Consider the following 26,970-nt stretch of genomic DNA (forward strand, 5'->3'; position numbering starts at 1 on the left):
AACACGGGCTCTCCTGCTCTGCGGGATAACGGCATGAGCGATGGGCCTGTTTCTCTCACACCGCCCGACCACCAGAAGCGGCGCGAGAATTTGCCGGCATGCCCGGTACTATTTGCCTAAAAAAGTTGAGCGAGCAGCCTCCGCCATAGGCTGCTCGCTCCGTAGGATAAACCCGTAAAAACGCTTGCTGCTTTTATTTTATGCCAATAAAGGGCCTTTTTGCAACCTTTTTAACGCCGCCCGGCGGCGCGAGATTAGTATCAAGATGGTTTCTAGATTTATCTATCTTTTTCTAGAACGTTTCTAGAAACGGAGTTGCTATGTTAACCATAATGATAACCCCTACGCCCGAATTCCCGCTGATAGAACTCATAGAGTTCTTCAGTGGAACTAAATTCAGGAATAGGCCCTACCAAATGAGAGCGCACTTTTTTGTTATATTCTTCAAGTGTAAGAGCCTTAAACTCTATGAGCCCGAAGTCTTTGAGCCCTTCCTCAAAAGTGTCTTCCACGCTATGCCAGATAAAACCGTCCTTAGTCTCCTTCACAAGTTTCCCAAAGAATTGGTGCCCGCGGTTGGTGTCGTGAAAGCCAACCCAGTCATCATGAACTTCAACCCCAATGGCCAGCATTAAGGGAGGCCGTAATCCAAATGAACTGTCTTTTACGAGATATAACACCTTATCGCTAATCATTCATATCAACTCCTGCGCTCGCTTGGCGGTCTCACTATGCCAAAAACATCTGTTTCTTGTCACGCCGCTCTTTTTGGGCGGCGCGAGATTTTCTTCGCGCCGCTGCATCGCTCACGCCGCTGGACTTAATTTTACGAGCGGCGTGAACTCATTTTGTTTTAATGCGTCACTTGCCCGGTTTAAGGTCAATCGGGTTACCTTTCTCATCAACAGGTTGCCCTTCGACTTTTAGGAGTTTGCCATTTTCATCTCGCAACTGCATCTATTCCCACTAGTGCTACCCGTTTCTATCCAGGACGAGGTAAGTTTTGTAAACCTTCTTAGGTCCAACTACTACTCCAGACCCACCGAGGTTGTGACCACTCTTTTGACAGGATAGTCACCATGTTTTTGATATACTGGTTCTTTATGTAAATGTCATTTGTCTGGGTTGTCATCCACCAGTTCTAGCACAGCTTCTACCTCGGCAGTAACCTTGATTTTATCTGGAGGAATAACGTTTTCTGGCCTTTCAGCTTGATAAGGGGAGCTTTCACGTAGAATATAGTACCTGCTATCATCCGAACGGCAATTACCAGAAACGCGAATAACTGGGCCTACCTTTACTCCAAGTCCTGCAGCAATAGCCTTGGCTCTTTCTACCGCGTTTTGGGCTGCATTCGTTAGTGCTTCTTGTTCCAAAGCCGATTTGTCCTCGTATGTAAAATTAAAGTAGTCAATGTTTTTTACTCCGGCTTTAACGGCCGCATCAATAATTCGCGTAACCAGGGACAGGTCGCTGGTCTTAACCAGAAGAGCATTGGAAGCCTGGTAACCTTTGAAAACACGCGAGTTTTTTTCCCACTGATAATGAGGGAATAATGAGTAATTTCTAGTCTCGATGTCTTTGTTCGGTATTCCGAGGGACAGCAATTCTCCCAACAGTTTCTGGGTTACACCAGCCACCAGTTCCTGAGCTTGATTGGCTTCCGGTTGGATAAAGGTGATATTGAGCCCGACTTCAGCAATATTGGGCTTGGCAGAAGCTTCTCCGTAACCGGATACAACTATTTTCCTAAGCATAAGCACACCTCCCCAGCATGCGAAGTACTTTCAGCAGTCACCCCTGGGAACACCAGGGGTTCTTTACCATATATATCCAATGGACTATATAATAAGCTTCAACGACGGGTGAGACTATCACCCGTTACTGCTGCCCACAGCAATAATATCTTGCAACATACCCCGGTGTATCTCATCATCCCGTTTGATAATGTAGTGGATGGAATTCAGTTTTTCAAAGAGTTCGCGGGCGGCTTGCTCTTTAGCTACCACATTGGAGTGCGCGGTTTGTTCTGCCTTTTTACCTCAACCACTGCCCAACCATTATTTTTGAGTTTAAGTATAAAGTCTGGGTAATAACGTCTCCAGCGTCCTTCCTGCTCATCGTAATACTCTAGTAAAACTCAAAAGCGTCCACCTGCGGTGGGCGCAAAAAGCCAACCTCCCGGATGTGGCGCAAGATGTTCTGGGTCTCGGAGGATACCTTTTTAAAAAAGTCCCTCTCGTAAAATCGCTCGTTCTCTTCCTGCCGCAAGCGTTTCCCAACAAATTCAGCACTGGAGTAGCCCCGGCATTGCTCAAAAGCCTGCCACAGTTGGTCAAGAAAAGAAATTGCGCTCATCATACCACCTCAACCTTCGCTTGCCGGGTAAGCAGCATAAAATCGTGTTTAGTGACACGTCCTGTGCCTTGCACAAACCAGGCCCAGCGTTTTGAAGGGTCACGCCCTTGGAAAGCATCCAGTTTCGCCCTTAGCTCGGCGCTTAAAACAACGGGATTTTCGGTATAGATGCTGACGGAATCCACCTCGAAGACGTAAGAATACTTCTCGGGATGCTTTACCAACGGGTGATGTTTTTGCATGGGGGGTAATTTTACCCTGGCGTGGGCTACCACGCCCGTCGCGGTGGCATAAAAACAAATCCAGTCGCCCGGCTTAACTTTCCGCCCCAGGGATTTTTCGCTGACGGCGTAAATTCCTGCGCCAAGGAGTTTTTTTATACGTTCTTCTGCGGTTTGAGTGTCATCGGACGCTACCGGAGAGCGAGGTAATACTGAACGTCAACACCTTCGGGCTCCGATTAAGGTTCATTAGGAGTTTCTTCCTGCGGCTGTTGTATGCCTTCGCCGGCAGTGCGGATTTCTTTCGCTACCAGGCCGGCCATCAGTTCAATCAGGGAATCCACTATAGGCCCCGTTGGCCGGAGAACAGTTAAAACAGCCTCGTGTTCCATTTCGTAATCGGCTAAGAGTTCAGCCAGGGTAAGCAGTTTATCAACGGTAATAACCCGTAACTGGTGGGTGCGCTTCTCAGCAATGATGGAGTTTTCCAGTTGCTTCAGTTCAGCATCACTGCGCCCTACTACATAAAGGCCCAAAGCGTGGTCCCAGTCGGGTATCTTTTGTTCGGATATAAGCCGGTCTATGTAACCGAGGAGAGTAGCCGTTTTTATGGCATAAACATCGGTTGTTTTCACTTCTACGACGATATAAAGGCCGGAAGGGGACTTCCACACGCCGTCAAACCCGATTTCCGCCTGGACGCCCTTATATCTGCCAAAGGTTACGTCAAAGCCCAGCAGGCGGCCCAAGTGGTTCACCAGGTCTTGTAAGGCCCGGTTGTATTGCTCCCCGGAACTACGCAGGCACTCTTCCACGTAATCGCGTACAGCGCCAACGCTGGTCAAATTTTGGGACAAGAAACGGCGGAAGCGTTCTCTTGGCGTTTTCTCGCCTGGAGCGTCATCAAGGTCGCCAACCAGTTCTAACACCTGTTCCAGTGGCATCATCTTGCTCCCACCTCCAAGACCTCAAAATACTCCTCCGACAGCACGTCCACAATCTTAACTGCAATTTTCTACCCGAGTGCGGAGGGGACCTGTATCCATATTTTGCAGTAACCCAGACTAAAGGACTAAATTTGGACTCAAACTATAGAATTAGTCAAACTCGCCGGTTTTTCGGGTAATATCACATAACCACCTTCAAACACACGCCTCATCTCTTTTTCGGTCAAAGCCCGTGGCCAGCCGTGAAAAATAACAACGCCGTTTATTTGATTGGCTCCATTTCGGTCTGAGCCTATCCAAAGCCTGCTTTCTGCAGGCACTTTCTGCCAGCGTCGTCGGATCGTCTGTAATTTTCCATCCAGCATAAAAGTAAATCCCTGGACTATGTCCCAGGTTACAATGCATAGGAAGGCATCGCTGTCATCTATGTATCGACGAAACGTAAGCACTATAGGACTCTCGTATACCTCTATACGCATCTTCAACTGGAAGCGTGCTGGTTCATACCAAATACTGAATACCCCGGGGAAATCGAGAACGACGAAGGGGCAGCCAGCATGCTGGATAGTCTTGCTGGTCCATTGTGGATCCACTCCTATAGCGAATGTTCCTACAGTTATACTAATTGCAATTCTCGGAAGTTGTTCTTCGCGAAAGGGGCTGGTCAATATCCCTGGGAAGACCCGCGGACTGCGATAGCCCGCTAACCGTTTTTTTGCCGACGAGGATAGGAAATGCTTCCAATCCAAAGTTACCAAGTAATCTGCACAACCGGCTTCAGCTCCAGCTAAAACGTGACGATCATTCGGGTCGGCTATTGTAGTATACTTTTCTATATCCTTGTCTGAAACTTCGACCACTTCTAGATGGCGCGCTAACTCATCGAATTTCCTTTGGAGTCCTGGATGATGTTCTAGTTTCCGGTTGCATTCGCAAAGAACTCTTTGTGAAACGACGCCCAACATCTTACCTTCTTTGCATCGCCGCAATAGTATGGCTGAATCAGAATGCTCATGACAAACAGCGGTTAACAAAACGCTTGAATCCAGAAAAACCCTCTCTCTTGTACGTTCAGCAACATTACTCCTGGGTTTTTCTCTTTCTTCTATCATCTTACCGCCACCTCGATTGTTTCACGGACAAATCAGCCATTTTTCAAAGGGTCGTTTGCTGAGCGGATCCCATCTACAGAACTACCAAAAGCAATGCTGGCGAGATGGATCGGCTATGTTCCTGGGGCCGAAGTCAGCCACCACCAGCGCGAGGGCCTTGCGGACAGCTTCGGGGGCATAGGCGTAAACTTCTTCCTCGCCGACGGGGGTTTTGGTGTCAGGGTGAGTTCCTTCGCAGATTAAGGCCAGCGGTTCCAGCCTGGCCACATCCTCCATAAACGCCTTCGTATAGGCGGCGCGACCGCCGTGGAGGCGCAGGTCGCCGGTATAGATAATCCATCCTTCGGAGGTTTTGATGCCGAAGGCCCCGGCCCCCGGAATGGGGTGGTCTACGGCCAGTGCTTTACTATAAGGTTGCCAATTCGTACTTCCTGGGACTGGTAGGGTTCTAACGCACGGCAGTTCAGGACCCTGTAGGAGCCGGGCTGGGACCAAAAAGTATTGACCGTCGGGCTGACACCGCAGACGTCCGTGACGATGTAGCGCCGCTGTTCATAAGGCACTTTCTTGTTCGGTATTCCGAGGGACAGCAATTCTGCCAACAGTTTCTGGGTTACACCAGCCACCAGTTCCTGAGCTTGATTAGCTTCCGGATATGCCACTCTTCAGCCAGTCGTTCGAAGTGTCATTATCGGAAACAACGATGAACTATTATCTCCCTCTGTTTTGCCCTCAAGCAGGCACTTGAGAAATCCCTCAGGGCCTCCTGAGCCCAGTTTGTAAGCACCCGATATTCGCATGGAGGCATGGTAAGAAGGAGTGAATCCGGCGCCAAGTACGCGCTTCTCGCCCAGTATTGTCCAGCATAGTGCAAGCTTCTCGCGTGCAAGAAACTCCGTCAGCCTGTCAAGTCGCATCAGGAGGGCGCTCGGACCGTCCTCGTGCGCTGTTGGGTCGAAAGCTGTTAGCCGCCCCGATGCGTCAACGAAGTCAGCGCCCTTCCCTGTCCACCGCAGTCCGAGACCAGCCACCAGGTCGATAGCTGGAAGTCGAAGCGTATAGCTCTCGTCAACCGAGCAGTCGAAGTCGCCGATTTCCCGTAGATACTCGAATGACGCTACCTTTACCTTCACAGGACAATCCTCACGCGGCTGAGTCCACCCTTCGTCGCCATAGTATGGTTGCTGAAAATAGCGGAACGCTGGCGACCACCCGTACTCCCCAAGAAACATCCGATAGACCTCAGGTGGCTCCGGCATCCAGCGCCCCCAGAAGTCTACGTCCTCAGCCCACTCCATGAAGGCCTCAACGTCTTCTCTCCGGATAAGATAGCCAGTGCATATATACCAGAGTTCCCTCCGTTCAATGTCGGTAGGTTCGCGATCTGCAGGAGGTTTCTGTTGCCAACTGAAGTACCCCTGCAAGTTCACCCACCGTGAGCCGTCTTCCGGGCTCTCAACAATCAAAAGTTCCTGTACCGGCGGAAGGTCGTCGTAGAATTTGACCCATTCGAGAGGATTTTCAGGAGTGTCCCAGTTGTCGTATGTGACTGGTCCCCACCAGGCTGGCGAATGCCCGACCCAGGATGTCCCGCCAGGAGTCGATCGGAGCGTGCACGACGGATCGATATCACGCAAATGTTCCTGCCATGGGCCTTCGTAGGTTTTGTCGCCTCCATTTTCGTGGTACTGTTCGCGGTACTGAAAGTGATCAGCCACAAATGCCATGATCTCGTGATAAGCAATCCACTGGTACTTTTTCCCAATCCGTTCTGCCTTACGGGCTTCACGGCCTCGGTAGCCGATAACGAACCGATCAAAGTAACCAAAGCGTTCTGTGGTCCAACCGAGATCAAACACGCGCCAAAGGACATATCGCTGGATCAGGCGTAAATCGAAGCGTGGCGGATCAGTCGCGCGTTCCTTTGCTTCGAGAATCTCTATAAGTCGTTGGACATGTTCTTTAGTAAGTGCTGCCTTTAAATTATCGAACGCAGTCTCTCGTTTATGCTGGAGCGTCTGAATCTGTGGGGGGAGGCTTGCCTCGCATTCCTCACTACCGAATCGTTCCGTGAATGTTTTTAAAGTTGACCACAGCATGGCCTCTTCAAGCACCTTGTCTACGGAGTCAAACGCCTTCCAAGCTTTCTTCTCCTCTTCGGAAAACTCAGCGATAAGTACAGCCAAACGCTCGTCCGGAGGTTGCCAGGCAGGCTCATCGAGCCTGAGAGAAAGCCAGTTAGTTGAAACTGTGTTTGTACCGATAACATACCATGCGAAGTCGTCGTCCATCACCGAGCTGCCGATTCGGTTACGCGCCCACTCGAGGTCACCACTATCATGTGATCCGCGAGACCAATCCGGCAGGAGGGGCTTGATTTCCTCCTCCGTAGGAATGGCTGGCCATATGCTTCTATACGGCGGACGAATACGCCCAACTTCGACATCAATCTTTGCTCCCAGGTTAAGCGCGCGTTCGACTACTCCACGTGCATAGTCACGAAGGAGGACGTGGGGCGGCGGGGCACCGTTCGCGAACACCCGGTTGTACACGCACACCGCTAGAGCGCCGACTTGTTCCGGGTCGTGACTCTTCATCGCCGTCCCGTACGCGACAGCATAGACCCGTTCAGCTACATAGGGGTCATCGACGTCTGCAAACCGTTCAACGAGCCTGATTACTGCATCCAGACGACCGGTCAAAAGACTCACGAGCGCCTTTGTTGCCCGGTCGCGGAGAAAGCGGTTTGAAGTCGTCAGCATCCAGGCCAGCGTAGTCGCACACAGGTCAATCACTTCATCGTCAAGAGTGTCATTAGAGGTGACAGTTGATGCCCAGTCAACAAGCCGGTCCACTGCTCCCTGAGATCCCCAGCTGTAATGTAGGTAGATACTCCACCATTCGTCTCGGTCTGGCATCGAGTCCCGGCGCAGCTGCTGATCGAGAAAATTGGCGTTGAAAGGGTGCTCTGCCAGAATGGCAACGGTAAGGAGAACGTCGAGGGTTTCGTGTAGATCGTGTTCTGTCCTAATTAGGTCGTTCAAGATTTTGCCCGTAGTATCGGAAAATGCTTTAGGATCACGCCAGATAAGGCTCTGTCGAAAAGCCTCACCGATATTCCACCGATCCTTGAGTACCGGAGCAAGCTCTAAGAGTTCTTGCCCCGTGCGTTCGGCAATTTGGACGCAAAGCGCCTCAAGTAACCCAGGGGAGACGTAATGCTTTGAGTCGTACAAGAATCCTAACGGAGCATGTTGTGCAAAGGCGGCCTCAGGGGCTTGTACGTCCAAATGCTTGTCGAGCAAAAATTTGGCGATCAAATGATCTGCGAGACGCTCGTAGGCAATAAAGACAATTTCTTCCTGCCCTACATCCTTGTGCGTTAGGACATCCTCAACCAGGACTCCCTCAGCAACTAACCCACGGTAGAGTGAACGCTCAAAACTGCGTCCTGGCAGAAACGCGTTCACCAATTCCTCAGCTTGTGTTAACGGGAGCCAGTGCTCTCCTGTCTTTACAAGCGCTTCTGCAAATTTATTGAGGGCTTGGCGCACAAGTGGACGTTTGGGGTGGAAGCCAAGCTCACGCGCCAGTTGACTGTTAATTGCGTCGAGAAATAGCTTAAACGTGGCCGTAATGCCACGAAATCCCCGCGGAAGACGTCGTTCGCCTCTTGCCTGGAGACCCCGACAGAGTGTTTTGAGGAAGAGTGGGTTGCGAAATTCAGGGCTAAGAAGAGGCGTGGAGGGCAGTTCGAGACCGTAGTAAGTAAAGAAAATTTTCGCCGCATCGTACTCGTGCTCTACAAATCCTTGGTGTCTTACGGGCACCGCGCGGTTGCGAACTTCTTCGGGAATGATAACCTCCTCGAAAGAGGAGCGCACGGCTAGGACTACCCCGATCCAAGGCGAGCGCTCAAAGTAAGCCAAAAATGCCGACAGATGGGTTGGCCAGATGCGCCGCCCTGCGGCTTCATTAAGGGCATCAATCATCACGAGCGCTCGGCAACCTGCCGCTTGTGCTGCTGCCTCTAGAGCACCAACAAACTCCTCTGCAGATAGGTTCCGTAGATCAAGCTGTTGGAGCGCCTGGGTCCACGGCTCTTCATCGTTAACAAAACGCTGCCCCATCAGGAGAACAGTAGGTCGACTTTCTTCGATGCGTTTCTTCGCAATGTCGCAAAGAAGGTGTGTCTTGCCGGTGCCTGCGTCTCCGGTAAGCAGCAAAAGAGTGCTGGACGCAACATGCTCGGCATGCCTAAGAGATTCACGTAGCTCCCGCAGCTCTCTTTGTAAAGTCCAGAGCCGGTATTGCAGGGTCCGGAACGGATTCTCTCGGTAAGCCGACCTCGTTTTGCTCTTGTCGGAATTGCCTTCCTGGGAATCGAAAACTTGCTCATGCCTAACCAAAATTTGTTCGAAGTCCTCAGCAACTTTGACGATCTGATCGGCCTGAGAGGTAATCTCACGGAGAGGCAATTTGCCCACAGGCTCCGGCTCGATTTCGCCCAACTTGACGAGGAGTTGCTCAGTGAGCGTTGTGATTTGGGAAACTGAAGCTATGATATCAGACGCTTCTTCTGCGGCTGACGCGTCTGGGGAGTTCATGTATCTAAAAGAACGAAGCTCCTTACGGAGCCCCCGTGCACGTGCCTTGAGATGATCAAAAAAACGCTCAGTGCGTCCAAAGGCATCGAACTCGAATGCAATCGGTAAATCGACATGAATTTCTGGTGTGTAGCGGGGCCCCGCTGTTTTTAATGCCTCGTCTAAACGAGCTTCAAACCATGGCCTGTCAAATCGTTTGACATCAAAGAAGTAACGCACCCGCCCTGAATGCTCGGGACATGTCAAGCGGGTGAGCAGTTCATGGCTCCCCCACCAAACAAAGTCCACGGACATGCCCCTTTCGGCTGCCCACCGCTTCCACTTTACCACATGTTCTTCCCACTTTTGCCGCGCTGATTTTTGGTCAGGGCGTCTGGCATCTGGAAGATCGAGAGGCATGCACACATAGTAACGGACGAGTCGAGGATGCTTCTTGAGGGCAGTCTTGACCGAGTCATCGAGTTGAGCCCATTGTGAACTATCCATGGTATTAAAATACTTTGCTTGCCAGCCCCACTCACTACCGTCCGGGAAGGTGGCGTAGCATTCGACCCCGGCATCCGGAGGGGCGTTGCGTACGAAACGTGCGTTATCAGGTATCTCCGATCTGGCAAGCTGGGCACAGAGTTCCTCGAACCCTTCGTGTTGCAAACCGTTGAGCGGGCGGATTGCCCACCAGTTGATGTCATTCATTGGCCTATCACCCTAAGCTTTGCAGTTACCAATTATGACAACCCAGTAGATTTAAACACGCGCTGATATCTCTGCCCCCTTGTGCGGTCCAAGGGTATCAGGCGCAGCCGCCGGGTGAAGCAGGTAGTAGCAGAACATACACAAACTAGCTTTCGTCACCACGGTTTCGATAGTCGTTCCACAATGTCCTTCCGTGCCAGCACACGGCTGCATAGTTCCCAGCGATGCTGATCAGGCTCGATGGTCGATTGATAGCGCATCTCAAACACGTTCTTTGTCTGTTGCCGTAGATGGATATACTTATCCATCATTTCTTCGAGTCGCATAACATCCTCAATCCAATCATCCTCGATTGTATCCGGTAATCCTCCGAAGATGTCGAATTTATCCTTGAAACGGCGCGAAAGTGTCTGGTATATTTTCTCATCTTGAGTGCCATGGTAGACAAGGTTGAGCATATCAACCGTCTTTCTGAGTTGACCGATCCGCTTGATGCGGCCCAGCCGCTGTTCAAGGCGGGAAGGATTCCAGGGTAAATCGACGTTGATCAGCGTTCCCAGGGTTTGCAGGTTTAACCCCTCGCAAGCGGCATCAGTGGCAACCACAAGGCGAATCTCCCTCTTCTTCACCGCCGCTTTTATCTCTTCCCGCTGCACGGAACTAAACTCGTTATATCGGAAAAGGCCGCTCTTGCCCAGCCCAGCATAGATGGCAACAACCTCTCCAGCCAGCGCCTTCGCTAATTCTGCAGCGATCCAGAAAACGGTATCGTAATATTGACTAAAAATAATGCAACCATGCTCCAGCCAGGTCTTGCCTTCCACTCTATGTTCGGTCAAGAAGTACTTCACGGCAGATAGCTTTGGATCTCTCGCCTCCGGGCGCGAGAGTTCTGTTATGATGGTTTCCAGATACGAGGCTTCCTGTGGAGTGAGATTGCTTAGCACCTCTTGCAAACGATCCGCATCGTCCTCTTCTTCGAGAATTTCCCGCTTGAGCATTTTTTCAGCGGTGGCTTTGCCTGAAGCAAAGCTCGAACAAATGCGCTGCAAAAGTAGCGACTTCAGGAAGCCCGCTGCTTTTGTCCGTTGACTAAGTACCTCGGTAAACTCCTCCGCCGCTTGATACGCCAGATCGAATGGGTGATTTGTCATTAAGCCAAGACCGACGAAGCTCTGCCCGGGGTAAGCAGATGGTCCCATTTGCGGGTCGGGGTGAATCTGGACTCCGATTTTCTCCAACAACCCTTGCTCCTCCAGGGTCTCGCGGCGGCGCAGGACGGTATGGCGAACAATAGGGTTGTTTGCCTTAAAGAACTCTGTATCGAGCGTTTGCCGGATATTTTCCTGCGCGAAGTAGTCAAGATCGGTGAAGGGCCGATTGCAAAAGAAGCTTCGATCCTCGATACCAAGCTGCAAACGCAGCGCAGCGAAGTGCGGGTCTTCTTTGCCGGGCGGCAGGGGATTGCGTAACAGCTCCCATGCCTCCTTTTCGTCGGCAGGAGCCTTTTCGCCTTTTACAAAGGGCAATGCTCGCTCCCAATCAGCCCAGTAGCTGACATTTTCACGCCCAAGAACAAACTCTACGCCAGAATTGAGGATCCTCATCAAGTCCCATAGTTCGTAAACCTCAGTCTGGATAGGCGTGGCGGTTCCCAGCAACAGGTTCTTGGTTCGAGGACCGATCCGCAGCATAAAATCCAATAAGTTATTCGGCTGGTCTTTTTTCTCACCAAGCCCGCCCCGCCGTCTCGCCCTGTGGGCCTCATCTAGCACAACCGTCCCATAGCGTCGCTCTAACAGGGCCGACCGTTCTGTAGAGTCGTGAAAAATCAAACCCGTTGATACAATGGCTATTTGATACGGACAGCGTATAATGTCTTCAGGACCTCGTGTTTTAATGAGATGCCCATCAGGATCGACCCACATTTTGCGCGATGAGAGCCAAACCGCACTAGGAACACCCAGCCGGTCTTTGAGTTCTACCTGCCATTGCAGGGTTAGGGTGGAGGGGCAAAGGATGAGTACTGGACCGTCGTCCAACAGGGCAGACAGCATGGCGCTGGCCGCCAGCGATAACGTTTTTCCCAAACCGACTTCGTCGGCCAACAACAACCTGGCTTGGCCGTAGGTTTCCCGGTGTTCGAGGAACATCGCCACGAAGGCCCGCTGCCAGGGCTGAAGCTGCTCACCATGCCGGTAAATGGGCGATTCGGCGAAGGTAGCAGCAGGCAGTTCTTTGGCATCGACCTGCTCAAAGCGCACTTCTACCCGCTCGGCGACCCGCTTGATTTCTTCGATGATGGCATCTGGTAGCGGGTAAGCTTCCTGCCAAAGGGCTTCAAACTCCTCTTCAACCCATGCCACACCCTCCGGTGACGGGTCTTCCCAGAGGATTTCGTAGTTCTGGGAGAATGCGCTCTTGCTCTCGTTGACCGACCCGAGAAAGCATGTCTTGCCCTCATCGGTTTCGATCACGCCGGCCTTACCATGAATGAACACCTTATCCTTGGGTACAACGCGCACCTTGAGGTTACCCCGGGACAGCAGTTCGTACAGCTTGCGGTAGCGGTCGCGATGGAGCAGTGATTCCACCTCGACAGGCACCTGGTTCCATCGTTCCTTAAGAGCCATTTCACGGGCGGCCTTGGAGACAGCTATATCGGCAACATCCAGCTCGCTGTTGCAAACAATGCGGACATCCGGGATATGGGCGATCTCCTCCCCAATGAGTTCGAAGATCGAACTGCGGAAGTAGCCGGCGATGCGCTTGTAGGACTTCGCCCGGCGCAGCTTCTCGGCCAGGAAGGCATGATCCAACCGCTGCCGGCGAGAAGAGAACCGGTTGATGCCACTCATCATTTTCACCTCATAACCGCTGGTTTCTTACCAGTTCCCGGAGTACGCGGGCAGCTCTGGCCTCTTCTGGCCGAATGACTTCGAGCTTCTTGGTAAGGTAAGTAGACAGCTCTACTATCAATTCCCTCTGAGTCTGGTCGTAGTAGTTCGGCACGTTGAAGGCGAGGTGGGCGAGCACCTCGTCACCATCCTTGTCTTCCACGATCTCCATAATGGCGTAAAGCACGCCGCGCAGTACGGTACTGGCAAACTCTGATTCACCAGACATCTCGGAACGCCCGAATTCCATGGCGCCCTTCAGCCGGGCGGAGTTGGCCCGCACGCTCGCCATGAAGGGCCTATAATCCTTGACCTTAAAGGCCTTCGCGAAATTCTGGTAGTTATCGAGGGTCTTCAGCCCTTTGGCCTCGAGATCGATCATCTTGAGATAGAAACGTTCGGCGGGCTTGAGCTTATCCCAATGGGTTTTCTCGATGCCCTGGGGCACAAGGCACTGGTTAGCCACGTCCACCGCAAACTCGATCAGCTCATCTACGAAGGTCTTTTGCCCTTCGGCCCGCGGCCGGATCGCCTCGACCGTCATGTCCTTGCCGTCGATGATAGCATAGCGAGTCAGTACCCTCAGGGCCGCCGCGTATCCCGCCATCTGTAGATCGGCATCCTCGAAGAGATTTTCGTCCCGGTAGAGGTCCTTGGCTTCTTGGTTGAGACCGATCAGTGTTTTCACCTGCTCTTCGACCTCTTCCTGGATTTCCCATGCCAGGTCGTCGCGGGTGGCCCTGTAGTTGCCCTTCCGTTTGCGGAGCACGAGGAGTACTGTGCCTTTGACGTAACTTCCGTCCCGCAGAGCGCTGTCGGTCTCGGTAACCACATACCAGGCGGCCGTCACCTGCAGGCCGGCGGCCCAGACGATATTAGCCATATCTGCCCAGATGGCACCAGATTGGTGCGTGAACATGATAATTTGGATGCCGTTGTCCGGCATCTTCTCGGCCATCCGCTTGTAGGCGGCGACCATACCCCGCCGGAACTCCTCACCCTCGCCTTTAATAGCCAGGGATCGCCGGCTATCCCAGACCCAGTTGGCGAATTCCTCGGGCGGGTTCTTCCGCAGCCAGGCGATAAAGAACTCAAGGATCTCCTCATACTTTACCGCGTCGCCATAGGGTGGATCAGTAATGTATATATCATTATCTGTGGAAAGTTGGTCTGCTGGATGGCATCCGACTTGAGTTGCCAAATCTTTAAAGAACGGAAAGCTCTTATAGTCCTGATTCAGGAAACTAGACGCGTATCCGATACCACGGCAACCGTAGTTAAAAAGTGTATTTAGTGCTTGGTTGTCGAAAACACCTTTTACTATGCCACCACCGCCTCCGCTATTGTCCCAACGACTCAAACGTGAGTTGCAGTTCATCACCTGTGTCATCCCAAATTTCACGTGCGCTCCTGTATATTTGTTTATCAACCCCGCCACCAGCAACTGCCTCGGATTGAACAGGTGGTGCCAATAGGTCCAGCCGCGCTCCCAAATCGGTTGCCTTGTGTTGTAACCCGGCTCGATCCGCATATCGGGAATCCAGCCTTTATCCTGCCACTCGGCAAGATTTTTGGCGATGTACTCTTCGACAATACGTTCACGCTCTAAGTCGGCTTCCATGACAGAACGAAACTCATATTCGTAGCCTTTGCCTTTTTTCTTGGGACGCATCCACTGGATCGCGTAGAGCCTCTCCTGAAAAATATCATCCGGTCTCGGCTTAAAATCGTCCTTCTCCCAGAGACGCAGCTTGTTGCCAGTAGAGCCGTCATCCTTCCGGTAATCACCACGCAAGGTGGAGATCTTGGTATGGTATTCGATCCCATCGACCGTGTGGACCATATACGGATCCTGGCCACGCCCGTCAGTACGCACCGTACCTTTCTCGGCCTCGGCCAATTCCTTCTCTGTCACGCCCGAACGGATTATAATATCGTAACGCTTATTTGCCGGATCGGGAACCAGCTCAGCGATTACCTTGTAGCCTTTACTTATAACACGGGTAGGGAGCAGCGGAACCTTCCAGCCGGTCTGCGGGCATCTCACTTCGACGCAGTAAAGAAAAACTTTGGCCCGCCAGCCCTGCCCGTCCGTCTCCACGCCCAGCCGGTCAATCTCGGCCTGCACCTTCTCGACCAGTTCCTTCTGAGCTTTAGCAAGGGCTTCCCGTCCCTCGGTGGAGCCTCCCACGATATGGAAGGCACCCCAGGTGAGCATGCAGGCGATAGGATTGAGGTCTGAGGCATAGACGTTGCAGCCCAGCCGCGCCGCCTCGAAGGGGATCTGGCCCGACCCGCAGAAGGTGTCGGCCACCCGTGGGCGGTGCCCAAAGCGCATAATGCCTAGCTGCTCGACCAGCTCCGGGAAGGAACGGGCATCCGTGCCCAGATGGGCGTTCACGTCTTCCCAGATATGATCGTGAACATCCGGGCAGTTTTCAGGACGCTCTGCCTGCTGAACCAGTTCACGGTAGCTACACCGGGGTAAAGCAAGCGCCTCAAGACGGCGGCGCTCGGCCTCAGGCACATCGTCGCGCCAGGTAATCTTCGGCAGCTTGCCGTTTTCCAGACGGTATTCCTCCAATTCGAACGGGGCGCTCTCAGGCAAAACGCCAGCAGGCTCCACATCGAAGTAGCAGTATATATCAGGCAATGTTACACGCTGGACGATCTGGGCCGGCTTGATACGTCCAAGGCGGACAACGAAAGACTCCTCATCCATTGCCATCAATTTCTCAAAGATCTCCAGGTCGCGCTTGAGGTTCTCTGTCGCCGGAAGCAGGCAACCCAAAACACATGCTTTATTGAGGATGAGGGGCTTTCGTCCTTTCCAATAGCTTCCTAGAGCTGTGAGTGTCTTACCATGCACTGCCATCTGTTCTTTGTACGACTCAATTGAGAGCTTCTGTACCGGTAAAATTTTTTCTATTAACGCGGGAGCATCTTTGAGGGAGTAAGGGACTATAGTTTTCATGCTTATAATGTCTTCCTTTCAAACGGGAAAAGCGTCATTTGAATCGCATCCTCGTCGTAATGCCGTCGCTTCCGGTGTTTAGCTTGCTGTTCCGTGTTTCCATCCGAAAGGGCAAAGTAGAGAGCCTTGCGCCAGCCGCGCTCCCTGTCCGCAGCGAGTCCTGCTTCCGCTGCCGTCATCGAGAAGAGCCACCAGCGCTCCTCAGGGCGCAGTGCTGCCCACTTGCTGCAGATGACTGGCAGTTCGTCAGGCTTGGCCCTTTCTGCAGCCCAGGCGAGCACACACAGCTCCTTTCCCAGTAACCGGTCGAGTAGGTTTTTGCCGGTTTTCCAGCGACCGGTAGTGACCTTTTGAGCTTTCAAGCGGGCATTGAAGTCTTTGCGGGCGGTCTCTGCAATAGCCGACCAGATGGGGCGAGGTAAAACCACCCGCTCCTCTTCGTAAGGAAGGCCATTTTCGCCGCCTTTATAGCCGTAGTCCTCGATAATGCGAACTTCTCCTGTTTTCGAGGCTGGAATTTCTACCCGGAAAACATGGGCGCCGAACTCCTCTGGCGCACCAAAATCAATGGTCTTGAGCTTGCCGTTCATTGTATAACCTCACCTTGTTGTATTTCAATACCCAGGGCTTCAGCAAAGCGCTTCAGGTCGTGACCGGAGGCGAAGTGGGCCTTACGGAAGCTCATAGTCACCGGGGTCGCGGAATCAAATTGGTTGAGCACTGTCGTTAAAATGGACTCGATATAGTCTGCCGTTACTTTGATCTCGCCCACCATTACCTGCACGGCCCGGGCACCCTGGCCGACCGTAAGCGTCACGTTCTCAAAGCATATGCCCTTCTCTTTCGCTTCCTTTAGACCGCTGAAGGTTTTATTACGAGAATCCAGTTTCTTGAGATTTACGATCTGCGCCGGCTTCACATCGTCGACCAGGACACCTTTCTGTCCCCTGGCAGGAAAACGGAATTCAGACTTGGCCTCTAGACCATCACATTCCGCGAAAGCGCGCACCAGCGTATCACCGTCACCAATTTCGAAAGGTCCCGTGTAGGTAGTGCCTTCCCTTGGTTCGCTGCCATCAAGAGTATAGCGCAGTTTGCCCTTCGGGGCCACCAGCAACTCGACCTTCCGTTTACCGCCCTCCTCAAAAAGCCGGTTGCGAATTACCAGCTTATTTTCCCAGATTACTGGTTCTCCAGTTTCATACTGATTGGACGGGTCGACGACGAGGAACCTGACGCGAAGGGCATTCGTTTTAAGGAATTGATCCGAGAGCACAGGACTTTGCGTAGAAACTTCCGCGTCTTCAGCGTAGTGAATCCGGGGTGCAGGCCCGGCATTCTGGGGGTTCACCCTTAGGCGGACGAATCCCTCGTCATCTGGCTCTGTTTCGGGAATAACCTGGACGGACGTTTTCTTTTTCTGGGGCTTCTTGGTAATGTACCCGTTCCCCAAATCCTCCCAGAGCCCGCGGTTGCAAGCCAGGCCCTTAAGCTGCTCGAGGCCCTTAGGCGGGAGCCAAGGCATGCCGGCTTGCTCGGCCATCCGGTCGAGAATGTCGCTCCAACGTGCCTCGTCCTGGTTTTCCGGCCAGAGAAGAGTTTCGGCTTTGTCACGGATGGCGTCGAAATTTGCTTCGACATCAAGATATAATTTCAACGGGTCTTTAGTCAGGGTCTTCTCGATCTGCTCCTCGCCATTAAACGGTTTGGTGGCATCCCGCGTCATATCGAGGGGCTTGTTGACCAGTTGGGGCGGCTTACCGGGTCGCTGAATGGGAAAGAACACTTTATCAAAAAGGCCGAGAATAGTGGCAGTGAAGTCCTGCTCATACTGCTGCTGCTTGCGTTCCAATTCTTCGCGCTGCGGGTGACCTGGGGGAATGCGACTATCCGCTTGCTTTGCTGCAAAAACTTGCCGGGCTGCCTTTTCAACACTGCCCATATGTGTCTTATCGCCAGTCAACACGCAAATATTGTTCTTCTGCATGAGGCTTTCAAAGAAACGCCGCACTTCTTCAGGCGGAAGCTTGGAGTCCGGGCTTACTATTAGCAAGACGCGGGCTTTACGCACTTTGTCCGCTACCTCGTCGAGCTTGGGCAACGGCAGTACCTCATCGTAGACAGTCTTCCTTATCGGCTTGAACATTTCGTTAAGCCGAAAACGGATTAATTCCTCCACTTTGGGCTCTGGTGCGTCGTTGGCAAGGCTCTGCAGCAGCTTGGTTAGGTTCTCCTGGCGATCAAAATAGTAACGGCCCTCCGGCGTGTGGTGCAAATACCAGGCGGATGTTTCCAGTGCCTCGAAGGCTGAAAGAAACTCAGAGGGACTGCGGAGTGGCGTGGTCAGGCACTCCACCATCTCCTCCTTGGTCAGCCCTTTTACGGCATTGACCGCTGTTGAGAGACTGGCGGTTAACAATAAAGCCCCTACTTGAGCAGCTGCATCGCTGCCTGAACTCAAGTCGATGAGCTGAGCGTGGGCCGCCGCGTTTACGTCCCAAAGGTCTTTGGCGATGACATCCCGCATTTCGGATATTTCGGCCAGCTTTTCGCGCACCTCGGGGATCGACAGGTCGAAGTGCTGCGGACCAATCAGGAATACATCGTTGCTCTTCCGCTCCCAAACTGACTTAAGGAGTCTGGAAACTAACTCCAATAGCCCTCGCGTCTGTTTGAACTTTTCATTTTCCTTAAACAATGCTACAAGGTTCTTAAGACGCGGATGGAAAGGATAAGTGTTAACAATCTCGTCGGCAATCGCCTCTGCGCCGCGATTGGCGACTTTAGCCTTGGTCGCTTCTTCCAAGACGCGCCCATAAAGGGAGGCGATCTCTTCTATGGTACTCCGATCAGGGAGTTTCTTGAATAATCGTTTGCGAAGGATATCATATACTTCATTTCCTGCCAGATCGACAGGAGTAATATTACGTTCCTGGCGCCCCAGCTCTTGACGGGCATCCTCCAGTGCCCTGCTGATGAGTCGTGTACCGGAATCGTAGGAAGCCGCAAGATCGGATACTACTACGCAAACGTTACTTTTCTTTCCGGCGGCAGTCAGCATATTGGCAAATGCCCGCGTTGCAATGTCAGCGACGGTACCATTGCCGACTTTCTGGGTATCGAGGTAATGGAAGTAAGGTGGCATTTCGTCTAGTAATATCAGAATGGGTTCCCCACCATCAAAGAGTTTGAGCCAGTCTTTTTCGTCAGGTGCCTTGGGGCCAGCGACCCAGAAATCGCGGAAGAGTTCAGCCTTGCCAAGTTGTTGAGCGATCTCCCCCCAGAAGAACTCCTGGGGAGTGTTTCGCCCGTTAAATGCCGCAACTTTAGCGACACCAAAACTACCGGCATAAAGAACATCGGAGCATACTTCCTTGCGCAACTCCGGGTGCATTGCCAGCAGTCCCAACCCAATCAAGAGGTGAGTTTTGCCACCACCCATTGCCTGCTTAAGGTGAAAAATAGCCTGGTTTGATTTCCCGGCTAGACGGGCAATCCCCTCGACAATGAGAGTTCGCATCCCCTGGGTAATGTGCGTTCTCTCAAAGAAGGCCCGCCCGTCTCCCTCAGCCTTGACCAGCTCGTCAAGATTTTCGATTTGATCACTGACACGGATTTCGAGAGCATTTTCCTGAAGAGTGCAGGCGTCTTTGACTGTCTGCAACATTTTAATCCTCTCTCCCTCTCTCGTTTGTTTGGAGTGAGACTCAATTACATCAGAACGACCCACTTGAGTTATCTATCCCAACTGATACTGCCCACAGCCTTTCTTAAGTCATGTTCACTCGGTGTAACGTAGCGCCTGGTAGTTTCGAGCGACTCATGTCCCGCCAGTTGGGCCACTATCTGCAAAGGTTAGCCGGCATCAATCAAGTTTTTAGCAAAGGAATGGCGTAGCAAGTGAACCGTTACATCGATTAGACCGAGGTTGTCCAAGTAGTTGCGCATCTGGTACTGTATACCCCGCTCAGTTAGGCGTCATCCCCGTTCAGACAAGAATAAAGCTTTTTCTCTTGTATTCCCCCTAATACTTAACCAGTTGCTTATAGCACTAGACAAGTCCCGGTTCATAGGCACAATCCTGTACTTACCACCTTTTCCGTTTACAACAACCAATGTCCGATGCTTCAAATCTACATCCTCTACATTTAACGCCGAGACTTCAGAAACGCGTAGCCCACCCTGGAGCATTGTCTGTGCAATAGCCAAATCCCTTTTCTTCTTCCAATCACGCCTTTCTTTTTCTATCTCATGCAGGAGTTTAGCCTGCTCCTGACGTGAAAGCCACCGGGGGGCGAGATTAACCACGGACGACCGCTTCATCTTTAATTTCCTTGTCGGATTCACCTCAGTAAGCTCTTGGTCGGTAAGAAATGCCCAATAGGTTTTTATCGCCGCAATCTGCTTGTTGATGGTTGCTGGAGAATACCCTTTGACTGTCTCCAAATAACTTCTCCAATCCTGCAGGTCAAGTGCCGTAACTTCTTCCGGATTGAAGTCATCCCCCGTCCGTTCTTCGTACCATTGAGCCAAAGAACGAACGGCATAAAGGTAGGCAATAATTGTTTTTTCTCCTTTGCCTTCCGCTTTTAACCACTGTTCATATTCCATCAAGTAGTCCATATGTAATCCCCTAGCGGTTCGCAGTGTTCTAGGACATTCATTTCCTTCTCATATTATATGTCTTCTAGGACATATTGGCAAGATTTTCTTATAACTTCAGTCCTAGAATACATATTCTAAGTAGTCATAGAAATGGACATTTGGAACCCCAAATACGATTTCAAACTTGCGGCACATCCGAAGCAGGTGTGGTGCCATAATATGGAGAATGTGAAATAATAAAACCGCTGAATTTGATGCGAGACCTACGGTAATATGTCAAGACCATAAGGTCAATATTTTCTAGTTTAGTTTTTTAAAAAAGGCAACAAAAAACCACCCTGTTTCCTAATATATTTGGAAACAAGTTACAAAAATGTAAAACAGATTTTGGGTTGTCCTTAGTTTGAATCCCTCCTTTGTCCCTGGGGCATGTAAAGTTGGTTGCTGCGCAGCAGAGCATCAACCATACGCACTAACTTGCGTGCTGTGAGAACCAAGGCGCGGCGATGATGATGGGTTTTGCTTTCCCGGTACTTTCGGGCATAGAAATCCAGATATTCAGGCTCATGTTGCCGAACCAGATTGGCCGCTTGTACAAAGTAATAGCGCAAATAAGCATTACCCGTCCTGGTTAGCGGCGTTTCATCTGCTTCAAATTCACCTGATTGATGGCTACGCCAGGTTAAACCGGCGAATTTCGCCAATGCTGAATCGTTATTAAAACGGTGAATATTACCGATTTCAGCAATTAAACCTGCACACATTACAGGACCAAGACCTGGGACAGAATCAAGCGTGTGCTTAAAGTTAGCCAATTCCCTGGCAATGGCTTTATCAATGGTTTTAACCTGCTTTTCCAGGCATCTAATGGTTTCAAGGCTTGTAGCCAGGATCAAGTTAACTGGTTCCAGAAGATCTCCCCTTAACCTGTGAGCATTACGAGCAGCCTTTTTAAGCGCTTCAGCAGTAGCTTTGGGATCTGAAAAGTGCTTGTTACCTTTCTCCATCAGAAAATCAATTAAATCCTCAAGCGGTCGAGCCGCAATTTCTTCAGGAGAAAGGAACTCGGTTAAAATTGCCTCTGAAGTTGCGCCAAACAGGTTACTGAAGACCTCATTTTGTTGCAGGGTATTAAACTTGAGAAAAAGATTAGTGAGAAAATAGTTTTTCTCCCTGCTAATAGTCTGCATCAGATGATAACGGAACCTGGTTAACCGCTGTAAAGGGAGATAACGAAAATCGACCTGGCTATTTTCCGGGAGACGGCCAAAACGAAGCCGGTCAGCAATTACCCAGGCATCTGTCCAGTCATTCTTGGGAAGGTCAGGATAAGCCTTTTTAAAATTAGCTACTACTTTAGGATTAAAGGAATATACCTGACAGTTATAAGGAGTTAGCCGTGTGTCAGAGGTTAACCCCATTTGTAGATGCCAGCTATACACTGAAGTTGCTTCCAACCCGACCATAACACAGCCTATATCATTAGCCTGGCAAATTTCGAGGATAAGTTGAACCAGAGATTCCATGCCCGGATTATCATTTGAGAAACGCTGGCGTTTAGTGATTGTTTCTCCCAGGTGGTCCATAAATTGAACCTTAAAATCTTTCATACTGACATCAATGCCGACAAAAAGGTTTCTCACAGTATCACCTCGCTTTCATAAAGAAAGTATAATGAAAATTGCTGCTGGGACCCAGGCATCATGGCCGGTCAGCAACCTCGCCGGGAATGAGCACTAAACCTAAAGAACCTGCTTCCGTCCGTTCTGCTGCACACGGGCGGGGAAACAATAGGTCTGTGCAACCTACGCGTAAAAAGTGCAGACCATGAGCTGGGGGTCACTCTTTTCAAAAGGTCAAGCCTCAAGGAGGACGAATACCTACCCAGAAAGCAATCTCACGATTACATTGTGCCTGGAACAGCAGCAAAATGGAAGTCTAATTTCCAGTTTTTAAAGAACAAATTTGGTACAAAAAATGAACGGTTAATATTACCGTTCAGGTTAAATCTCTAAATATATGATACGAGGAGGGCAAGGATTCAACCGAGCCATCCGGTGTCTCTTACATGGCCAAAGGACTCCTGCACTTGGTAGCCAAGCGGAACTGGAAGCAGCATTTGCGGGGCATATGGCCCGACAACCCGGCTAGCATTCCTGGAATTCGAGCCGGTAGAGCCCTAGCAGCATTACCTGTGGCGATCCGAGTACGGTACCAACGTGAGTGAATATCCACCGCTAACCAAACATTGGGAGGATCTTCGGAAAGAAGCATTTGACTGTCAGTACAATAGCCTGCCTACAATCCTGAAGCAGCATCCGGTTTTGATGCTTCTGTTCATTATGACGTATCCCCACCGTGCCACGCCGGAGGCTGTGAAATGGTTAGATAAGATGTTACGGAAGTTCTAAGCCTTCGGACTTATCCTATGAGTTTTCCCACCATTACCAGCATGGCACCGTATGGCCAATCCACAAGGGTGATATAGATCCATAACATAATGCTAACAGGGCAACGTCGAAATACGGTGTCCCCAAGGTGATATGTCAGCAAATAAACATGGCGATATGGAAACAAAGCAAGCTTTTGAAATTGCCAGGTAGCGGCGTGATAGAAGCAACCACGGCCTTACGAAACCTTCCCCCCTGCGTCATCGACGCTCTTTTGAGCGGCGCGATTACAAGGATAATCCGAGAACAACTTCACGCCGCTCGAGAATGGTTGCAGCGGGGGCGAGGGGTAACCTCAAAATAAAAGAATATCTTGGAACAAAATTACGCCGCCCCAAGCTAATAGCGGCACGAAAAGGTGTTAATCAACTAATTCCATTATGCTTTCAGCAGCAACACTCCAGCGTTTACCAGTCGCCTTTTTCTCAACAACGACGTGAGTTGAAGGAAAAAGGCAGCAAATATCAACGACCTCTATAATGCCGCCATCCCTGTCAAAATAAGTTTTACCTATTAGCTGGCGATGGTTAGGTAAAAGTTTACCGGTCCGGACATCGACTTCAACCCAATTCGTGAATTTGTGTTGAGTCATTTTTGTTTTCCTCCACAAGGTAAGTATCAGGCTAATGACAGAAAAGCCGGCTAGTCACACTAGCGGCGCGAGTGCCGACGCCGCCCAAACCGTGTAAACAATAGAAACATCTCAATATGCTGATAAGAAACCTAGTCAAAGTCATCATGCCACTAACTCAGCATGAGGTTACCCCTGCCTTTGGAAAACCATCTGTCGCTTCCAAGATACAACAACCCCACTGCCTATATTTCAAAGCCAAAATTCCCGACACTATACCCGAAAACGTAGCCATTCTCGAAACTGCCACTGCGGGCAATGGTTTCTACGGTAGACACGATACTGCATGGGGTTGATCCCAAAAACCCCGGAGCAGTAGACGAAATCATCCATCTCGGTGACCACTGGCAGGAAGATATGCTGCGGGCCAATAAGACTGCCATCATGGAAAGCAATGCCCGGGTGGGCCGCCTCTTTGTCATCGCCTATCAGGCTCTGGCGGAAGCCAAGATTGTTCTGGATGAATGGGAATCCTATCTGCAGGAAAGCCAGAATTTTCCTCAGGTTAACCGCCTTACCCTCAAACTAGAAGAGGAAATCTTTGCTGATATTAAACCCCAGTTTATCCGTCCCGCCAAAATCCGTCGCCTTTTTGCCTCAGCCATCACACCCCTCGGCCCGGTAAACAGCTGGGATACCTTGTTGATTGGTGTTGATAAAATCTTTGTCCTGCAAGGAGATCCAGGCACCGGCAAATCCACCCTGATCGAACGGCTCCTGACCAGGGCCCAGTTGCTAGGACTGGACTGCCAGGCCTATCATTGCTCCTTTGACCCGACCAAACTGGATGGGATCATCATCCCCGCCTTGAAAGTGGCAGTTATCAATGGCAATATCCCCTCAGACCTGCAGCTGCCGGCAACAGCTACAATTTATAATCTAAATGATTATCTCAATCGTCAGCGTTTATCTCTCTATACTACTGAAATCGACAGTGTTAAAGGCCGTTTCTGGACCTCTTTCTACCGGGCGGTTAAATATATTAAAGAAGCCAAAGCCGAACACGACCGCATGGAAACCTACTACATTCCCGCCATGGATTTCACCGCCATCAATCAGCGCCGGGAAGAAATCCTCAACCGGATTTTGCAATATGCTGAAGAAACAAAAAACTAGGGCCGCGCTATTGCGGTCCTAGTTTTTGTTTTTGTAAATACGCCTGTTTGCTGCTTATCAGCTGGTCCAGCAAGGGATCTCGACTCCCTTTGATTTTCAACAGCAGCTCCTGGGTATACAACAAATCCTTCAGGGTTACCAGCGGATAATCCTGCATGCCCAAACTGCCATCGGGCAAGTAGGCATAATGCAAATCTCCATCTGGTTTAATCCAGGCTGTACCAATATCCCTGATGCCCTGTAGCATTTTCTCTGCCTGAGTCAACCAGGCCTCCTCACCAGTTAACAAATACAGTTCCAAGAAAAAGTTGATCTCGGCTAGCTGATGATTGAGACTGGTATGGGTAATTACTTTGCTAGCCGTTAGATTCTGGTAATCATAAACCAGATAGCCTTTGTTTTGAGTGGTAAAATGGTTATTTTCCACATAGAGCCAGAGATATTTACCGTACTGCTCCGCCTTCTGGCGGGCAGCCTGAATCTGGTATTGACGATACACCTTTAATAAAAACATACCGGTATCGGTATTAAAGCGCGTATCAAAGAAAGGCTGGTCCAGACCATATTTTTCTTTCAAATTTTTAACAAGATGTTCTGTCGGCCAGATCCCGGCCTGATTCTGGCGCTCAACGGCATTAAACAGGCTGAGGGCAACCAGGTTTCGGAAAAATACCTCATCATGGTCTAATGCCATCATGCCCACATGCTGGGCGGGGATACGCCAGAAGACCCGCTCCCCCCCGGGCTCATATCCACCCGGGGTTTGGTTATAGATCCCATCGCGTAAAACTTTACGATAACGGTCACCATCAGCCCGACGCACATCGGCAATGCTAATCTGATTCTCCCAGTTAAGCAACTGCTCACTGGCAACGGCACCCCACTGGCTGTAAGCCTGGCCGGGTTTTAGCCCGGTAACGGAATACCAGAGAGCAGTACCATACTGGTTGCTATGCAATTGTACTTTGGCCCCTGGGTCCAGTTCCCTGCGGGTATCTTCCTGCAGAACCTCCCAGCTGTCACCGCGACTGAGATAGACTTCCCCTTTCTGCCCCGGCCAGAAATAGCCGCGGTTGGGTTGGACCAGCCATTTGTCGTCTGGAGCAGGCCAGGAGCTGGTAGTAACCATTGAAGCCAGTTGACTGTAAGGGCCATACTGAGAGGGCCGATAGGATATGGTCCGCACCTGCCAGGGCCCCTTTTCCCCTACCCGTTGCCAGTGGTAGACTAACTTACTATCCTGATTAGCAGGGGTCCACTCCAGCAGGTACATGCCCCCGCCTGGAACAGAGTAAAGGTCGATGGCCAGTTTTTCCCCATTCTCTTTTTCCCAGCTCAACTGCCAGCGTCGAAATGGTCCCAGCTGGTCCCTGGTTATTTTTTGGAATTTCCAGCCCGGCCCGGTAATTTGCAGGGCTTCCCGTACCTGGCCTTCCTCCAGCCAGAAAATCCTGGGCTGGAAGTTATCAATGCCAGCCAGTTGCCAGCCACTGAAGGCTTCCCTCTTGCCAAACTCCACTTCCAGCATGGCCAGCAGCCGTTCCGGGGTAAAGGACGGCATGCCTACCTCAAAACGGGGCAAGTACCAGGGATCGCTCTTGCGAGTGACCAGGCCAGGCTTGGTACCAAAGGCAAATTTGATTCCATGTTCCTTCAATAACTGAATTACATCACTGTTGCTTACCCCATAGGGATAGGCGAAAAATTCCGGCCGTTTATTAACTGGTAGTAAAGTAGCCAGACTTGTTTCCAGGTCGGTTCTCAGGCGCAATTTATACTCATCCCTGTTCTCCTGGCGACCTTCAGTAGCCAGCCAGAGACGGGAGGTCAGGGCTGGTCCTGTTTTCCCCGGTCTGATCTCCCCTTGATAGTGCAGATTATGGGTATGACTTTCCGGCCGTAGAACGTCAGCAAACTCCTGCAGCTGAGCGTCAGTCAATTTCGGTTTGCCTGTACGGGAAGTAACCAGAAAGACCAGGGCCCGCGCTTTGAATTCCCGCAGAATGGGAACAATCTCGGCAACACTGGCATAACCATCATCAATAGTGAGGAGAATGCTCTTATCCTTTATCTCCTTTTTTCCCTGTAACCAGTCCCGAAATTCTTCAGGGGTGACCAGAGTATAGCCTGCCTGGCGCAGTGCCTGGAGCTGACGGCGAAATTGCTCGCCGGAGATACTAAACCCTCCGGGCGAATTAAAATCATGATATTCCAGCACTGCAACCCGGCCTTCTTCGCCCAGTCTTGTTACCGGTTGTTGCTGAAACTGAGGCTGTACCCCCGGTCGCGGCCAAAAATAATAGAATGCGCCAGCTAACAGGATAATAATTCCAATAAAGTACAGGCCTTTTTTCTTCAT

At 51.0% G+C, this 26,970-nt stretch carries 16 protein-coding genes; 1 reads left to right on the forward strand and 15 read right to left on the reverse strand.

All coding sequences use genetic code 11. The features are described from left to right. Positions 1-323: 323 nt before the first annotated feature. The 14 genes from CTH_RS09665 to CTH_RS09740 all read right to left on the reverse strand — a co-directional run bounded on the left by CTH_RS09665 (position 324) and on the right by CTH_RS09740 (position 23,456). Positions 324-695, reverse strand: a complete 372-nt coding sequence (locus CTH_RS09665) for a hypothetical protein (protein WP_107753705.1) — start codon at positions 693-695, stop codon at positions 324-326. Between the two features lie 417 nt (positions 696-1,112). Continuing rightward, positions 1,113-1,757 carry an SIMPL domain-containing protein gene (locus CTH_RS09670; RefSeq protein WP_107753707.1) on the reverse strand — a complete coding sequence of 215 codons (645 nt, stop codon included), beginning with the start codon at positions 1,755-1,757 and terminating at the stop codon, positions 1,113-1,115. A gap of 373 nt (positions 1,758-2,130) precedes the next feature. Continuing rightward, positions 2,131-2,358, reverse strand: coding sequence for a hypothetical protein (locus CTH_RS09675; protein WP_318262669.1), 228 nt, complete (start codon positions 2,356-2,358; stop codon positions 2,131-2,133). Positions 2,359-2,818: 460 nt separating this feature from the next. Then, the gene (locus CTH_RS14380; protein WP_318262670.1) at positions 2,819-3,526 is read right to left on the reverse strand and encodes a hypothetical protein; all 708 of its coding nucleotides are present in this window, start codon (positions 3,524-3,526) and stop codon (positions 2,819-2,821) included. Positions 3,527-3,663: 137 nt separating this feature from the next. After that, positions 3,664-4,638 carry a PIN domain-containing protein gene (locus tag CTH_RS09685; RefSeq protein WP_107753710.1) on the reverse strand — a complete coding sequence of 325 codons (975 nt, stop codon included), beginning with the start codon at positions 4,636-4,638 and terminating at the stop codon, positions 3,664-3,666. Positions 4,639-5,027: 389 nt separating this feature from the next. Continuing rightward, positions 5,028-5,300, reverse strand: a complete 273-nt coding sequence (locus tag CTH_RS09695) for a hypothetical protein (protein ID WP_107753714.1) — start codon at positions 5,298-5,300, stop codon at positions 5,028-5,030. 3 nt (positions 5,301-5,303) lie between these two features. Then, positions 5,304-9,938: an AVAST type 2 anti-phage system protein Avs2 gene (avs2, locus tag CTH_RS09700; RefSeq protein WP_175577335.1), complete on the reverse strand. Its 4,635-nt coding sequence runs from the start codon at positions 9,936-9,938 to the stop codon at positions 5,304-5,306. Positions 9,939-10,093: 155 nt separating this feature from the next. After that, on the reverse strand, positions 10,094-12,796 hold the full coding sequence (locus CTH_RS09705) for a phospholipase D-like domain-containing anti-phage protein (protein WP_107753716.1): 2,703 nt from the start codon (positions 12,794-12,796) through the stop codon (positions 10,094-10,096). 10 nt (positions 12,797-12,806) lie between these two features. Next, positions 12,807-15,809: an anti-phage-associated DUF1156 domain-containing protein gene (locus CTH_RS09710; RefSeq protein WP_107753718.1), complete on the reverse strand. Its 3,003-nt coding sequence runs from the start codon at positions 15,807-15,809 to the stop codon at positions 12,807-12,809. Between the two features lie 2 nt (positions 15,810-15,811). Beyond that, positions 15,812-16,399 carry an anti-phage-associated DUF3780 domain-containing protein gene (locus CTH_RS09715; protein WP_107753720.1) on the reverse strand — a complete coding sequence of 196 codons (588 nt, stop codon included), beginning with the start codon at positions 16,397-16,399 and terminating at the stop codon, positions 15,812-15,814. Continuing rightward, the gene (locus CTH_RS09720) at positions 16,396-19,476 is read right to left on the reverse strand and encodes an anti-phage-associated DUF499 domain-containing protein (protein WP_207656813.1); all 3,081 of its coding nucleotides are present in this window, start codon (positions 19,474-19,476) and stop codon (positions 16,396-16,398) included. Before CTH_RS09720 ends, CTH_RS09715 begins: the two co-directional genes overlap by 4 nt. A gap of 311 nt (positions 19,477-19,787) precedes the next feature. Then, on the reverse strand, positions 19,788-20,432 hold the full coding sequence (locus CTH_RS09730) for a tyrosine-type recombinase/integrase (protein ID WP_107753722.1): 645 nt from the start codon (positions 20,430-20,432) through the stop codon (positions 19,788-19,790). Positions 20,433-20,812: 380 nt separating this feature from the next. Then, complete coding sequence (locus CTH_RS09735) at positions 20,813-22,057, reverse strand: IS110 family RNA-guided transposase (RefSeq protein ID WP_107753724.1); 1,245 nt, start codon at positions 22,055-22,057, stop codon at positions 20,813-20,815. Positions 22,058-23,225: 1,168 nt separating this feature from the next. Further along, positions 23,226-23,456, reverse strand: coding sequence for a hypothetical protein (locus CTH_RS09740; RefSeq protein WP_107753726.1), 231 nt, complete (start codon positions 23,454-23,456; stop codon positions 23,226-23,228). Between the two features lie 297 nt (positions 23,457-23,753). Between CTH_RS09740 and CTH_RS09750 the strand changes: the two genes are divergently transcribed. Next, on the forward strand, positions 23,754-24,611 hold the full coding sequence (locus CTH_RS09750) for a hypothetical protein (RefSeq protein ID WP_159073858.1): 858 nt from the start codon (positions 23,754-23,756) through the stop codon (positions 24,609-24,611). A 7-nt stretch (positions 24,612-24,618) separates the two neighbouring features. Here the strand turns inward: CTH_RS09750 and CTH_RS09755 are convergent, their stop codons facing one another. Further along, positions 24,619-26,970, reverse strand: coding sequence for a polysaccharide deacetylase family protein (locus CTH_RS09755; RefSeq protein WP_107753732.1), 2,352 nt, complete (start codon positions 26,968-26,970; stop codon positions 24,619-24,621).

The organism is Carboxydocella thermautotrophica, from assembly GCA_003054495.1.
Lineage (GTDB): Bacteria > Bacillota.

Bases quoted from the DNA above. Each gene is read 5' to 3' on its own strand.
- avs2 (WP_175577335.1), bottom strand. From the start codon at position 9,938: ATGAATGACATCAACTGGTGGGCAATCCGCCCGCTCAACGGTTTGCAA.
- CTH_RS09670 (WP_107753707.1), bottom strand. From the start codon at position 1,757: ATGCTTAGGAAAATAGTTGTATCCGGTTACGGAGAAGCTTCTGCCAAG.
- CTH_RS09740 (WP_107753726.1), bottom strand. From the start codon at position 23,456: ATGACTCAACACAAATTCACGAATTGGGTTGAAGTCGATGTCCGGACC.
- CTH_RS09675 (WP_318262669.1), bottom strand. From the start codon at position 2,358: ATGAGCGCAATTTCTTTTCTTGACCAACTGTGGCAGGCTTTTGAGCAA.
- CTH_RS09755 (WP_107753732.1), bottom strand. From the start codon at position 26,970: ATGAAGAAAAAAGGCCTGTACTTTATTGGAATTATTATCCTGTTAGCT.
- CTH_RS09720 (WP_207656813.1), bottom strand. From the start codon at position 19,476: ATGTTGCAGACAGTCAAAGACGCCTGCACTCTTCAGGAAAATGCTCTC.
- CTH_RS09730 (WP_107753722.1), bottom strand. From the start codon at position 20,432: ATGGACTACTTGATGGAATATGAACAGTGGTTAAAAGCGGAAGGCAAA.
- CTH_RS09710 (WP_107753718.1), bottom strand. From the start codon at position 15,809: ATGAAAACTATAGTCCCTTACTCCCTCAAAGATGCTCCCGCGTTAATA.
- CTH_RS09685 (WP_107753710.1), bottom strand. From the start codon at position 4,638: ATGATAGAAGAAAGAGAAAAACCCAGGAGTAATGTTGCTGAACGTACA.
- CTH_RS14380 (WP_318262670.1), bottom strand. From the start codon at position 3,526: ATGATGCCACTGGAACAGGTGTTAGAACTGGTTGGCGACCTTGATGAC.
- CTH_RS09715 (WP_107753720.1), bottom strand. From the start codon at position 16,399: ATGAACGGCAAGCTCAAGACCATTGATTTTGGTGCGCCAGAGGAGTTC.
- CTH_RS09705 (WP_107753716.1), bottom strand. From the start codon at position 12,796: ATGAGTGGCATCAACCGGTTCTCTTCTCGCCGGCAGCGGTTGGATCAT.
- CTH_RS09665 (WP_107753705.1), bottom strand. From the start codon at position 695: ATGATTAGCGATAAGGTGTTATATCTCGTAAAAGACAGTTCATTTGGA.
- CTH_RS09750 (WP_159073858.1), top strand. From the start codon at position 23,754: ATGGTTTCTACGGTAGACACGATACTGCATGGGGTTGATCCCAAAAAC.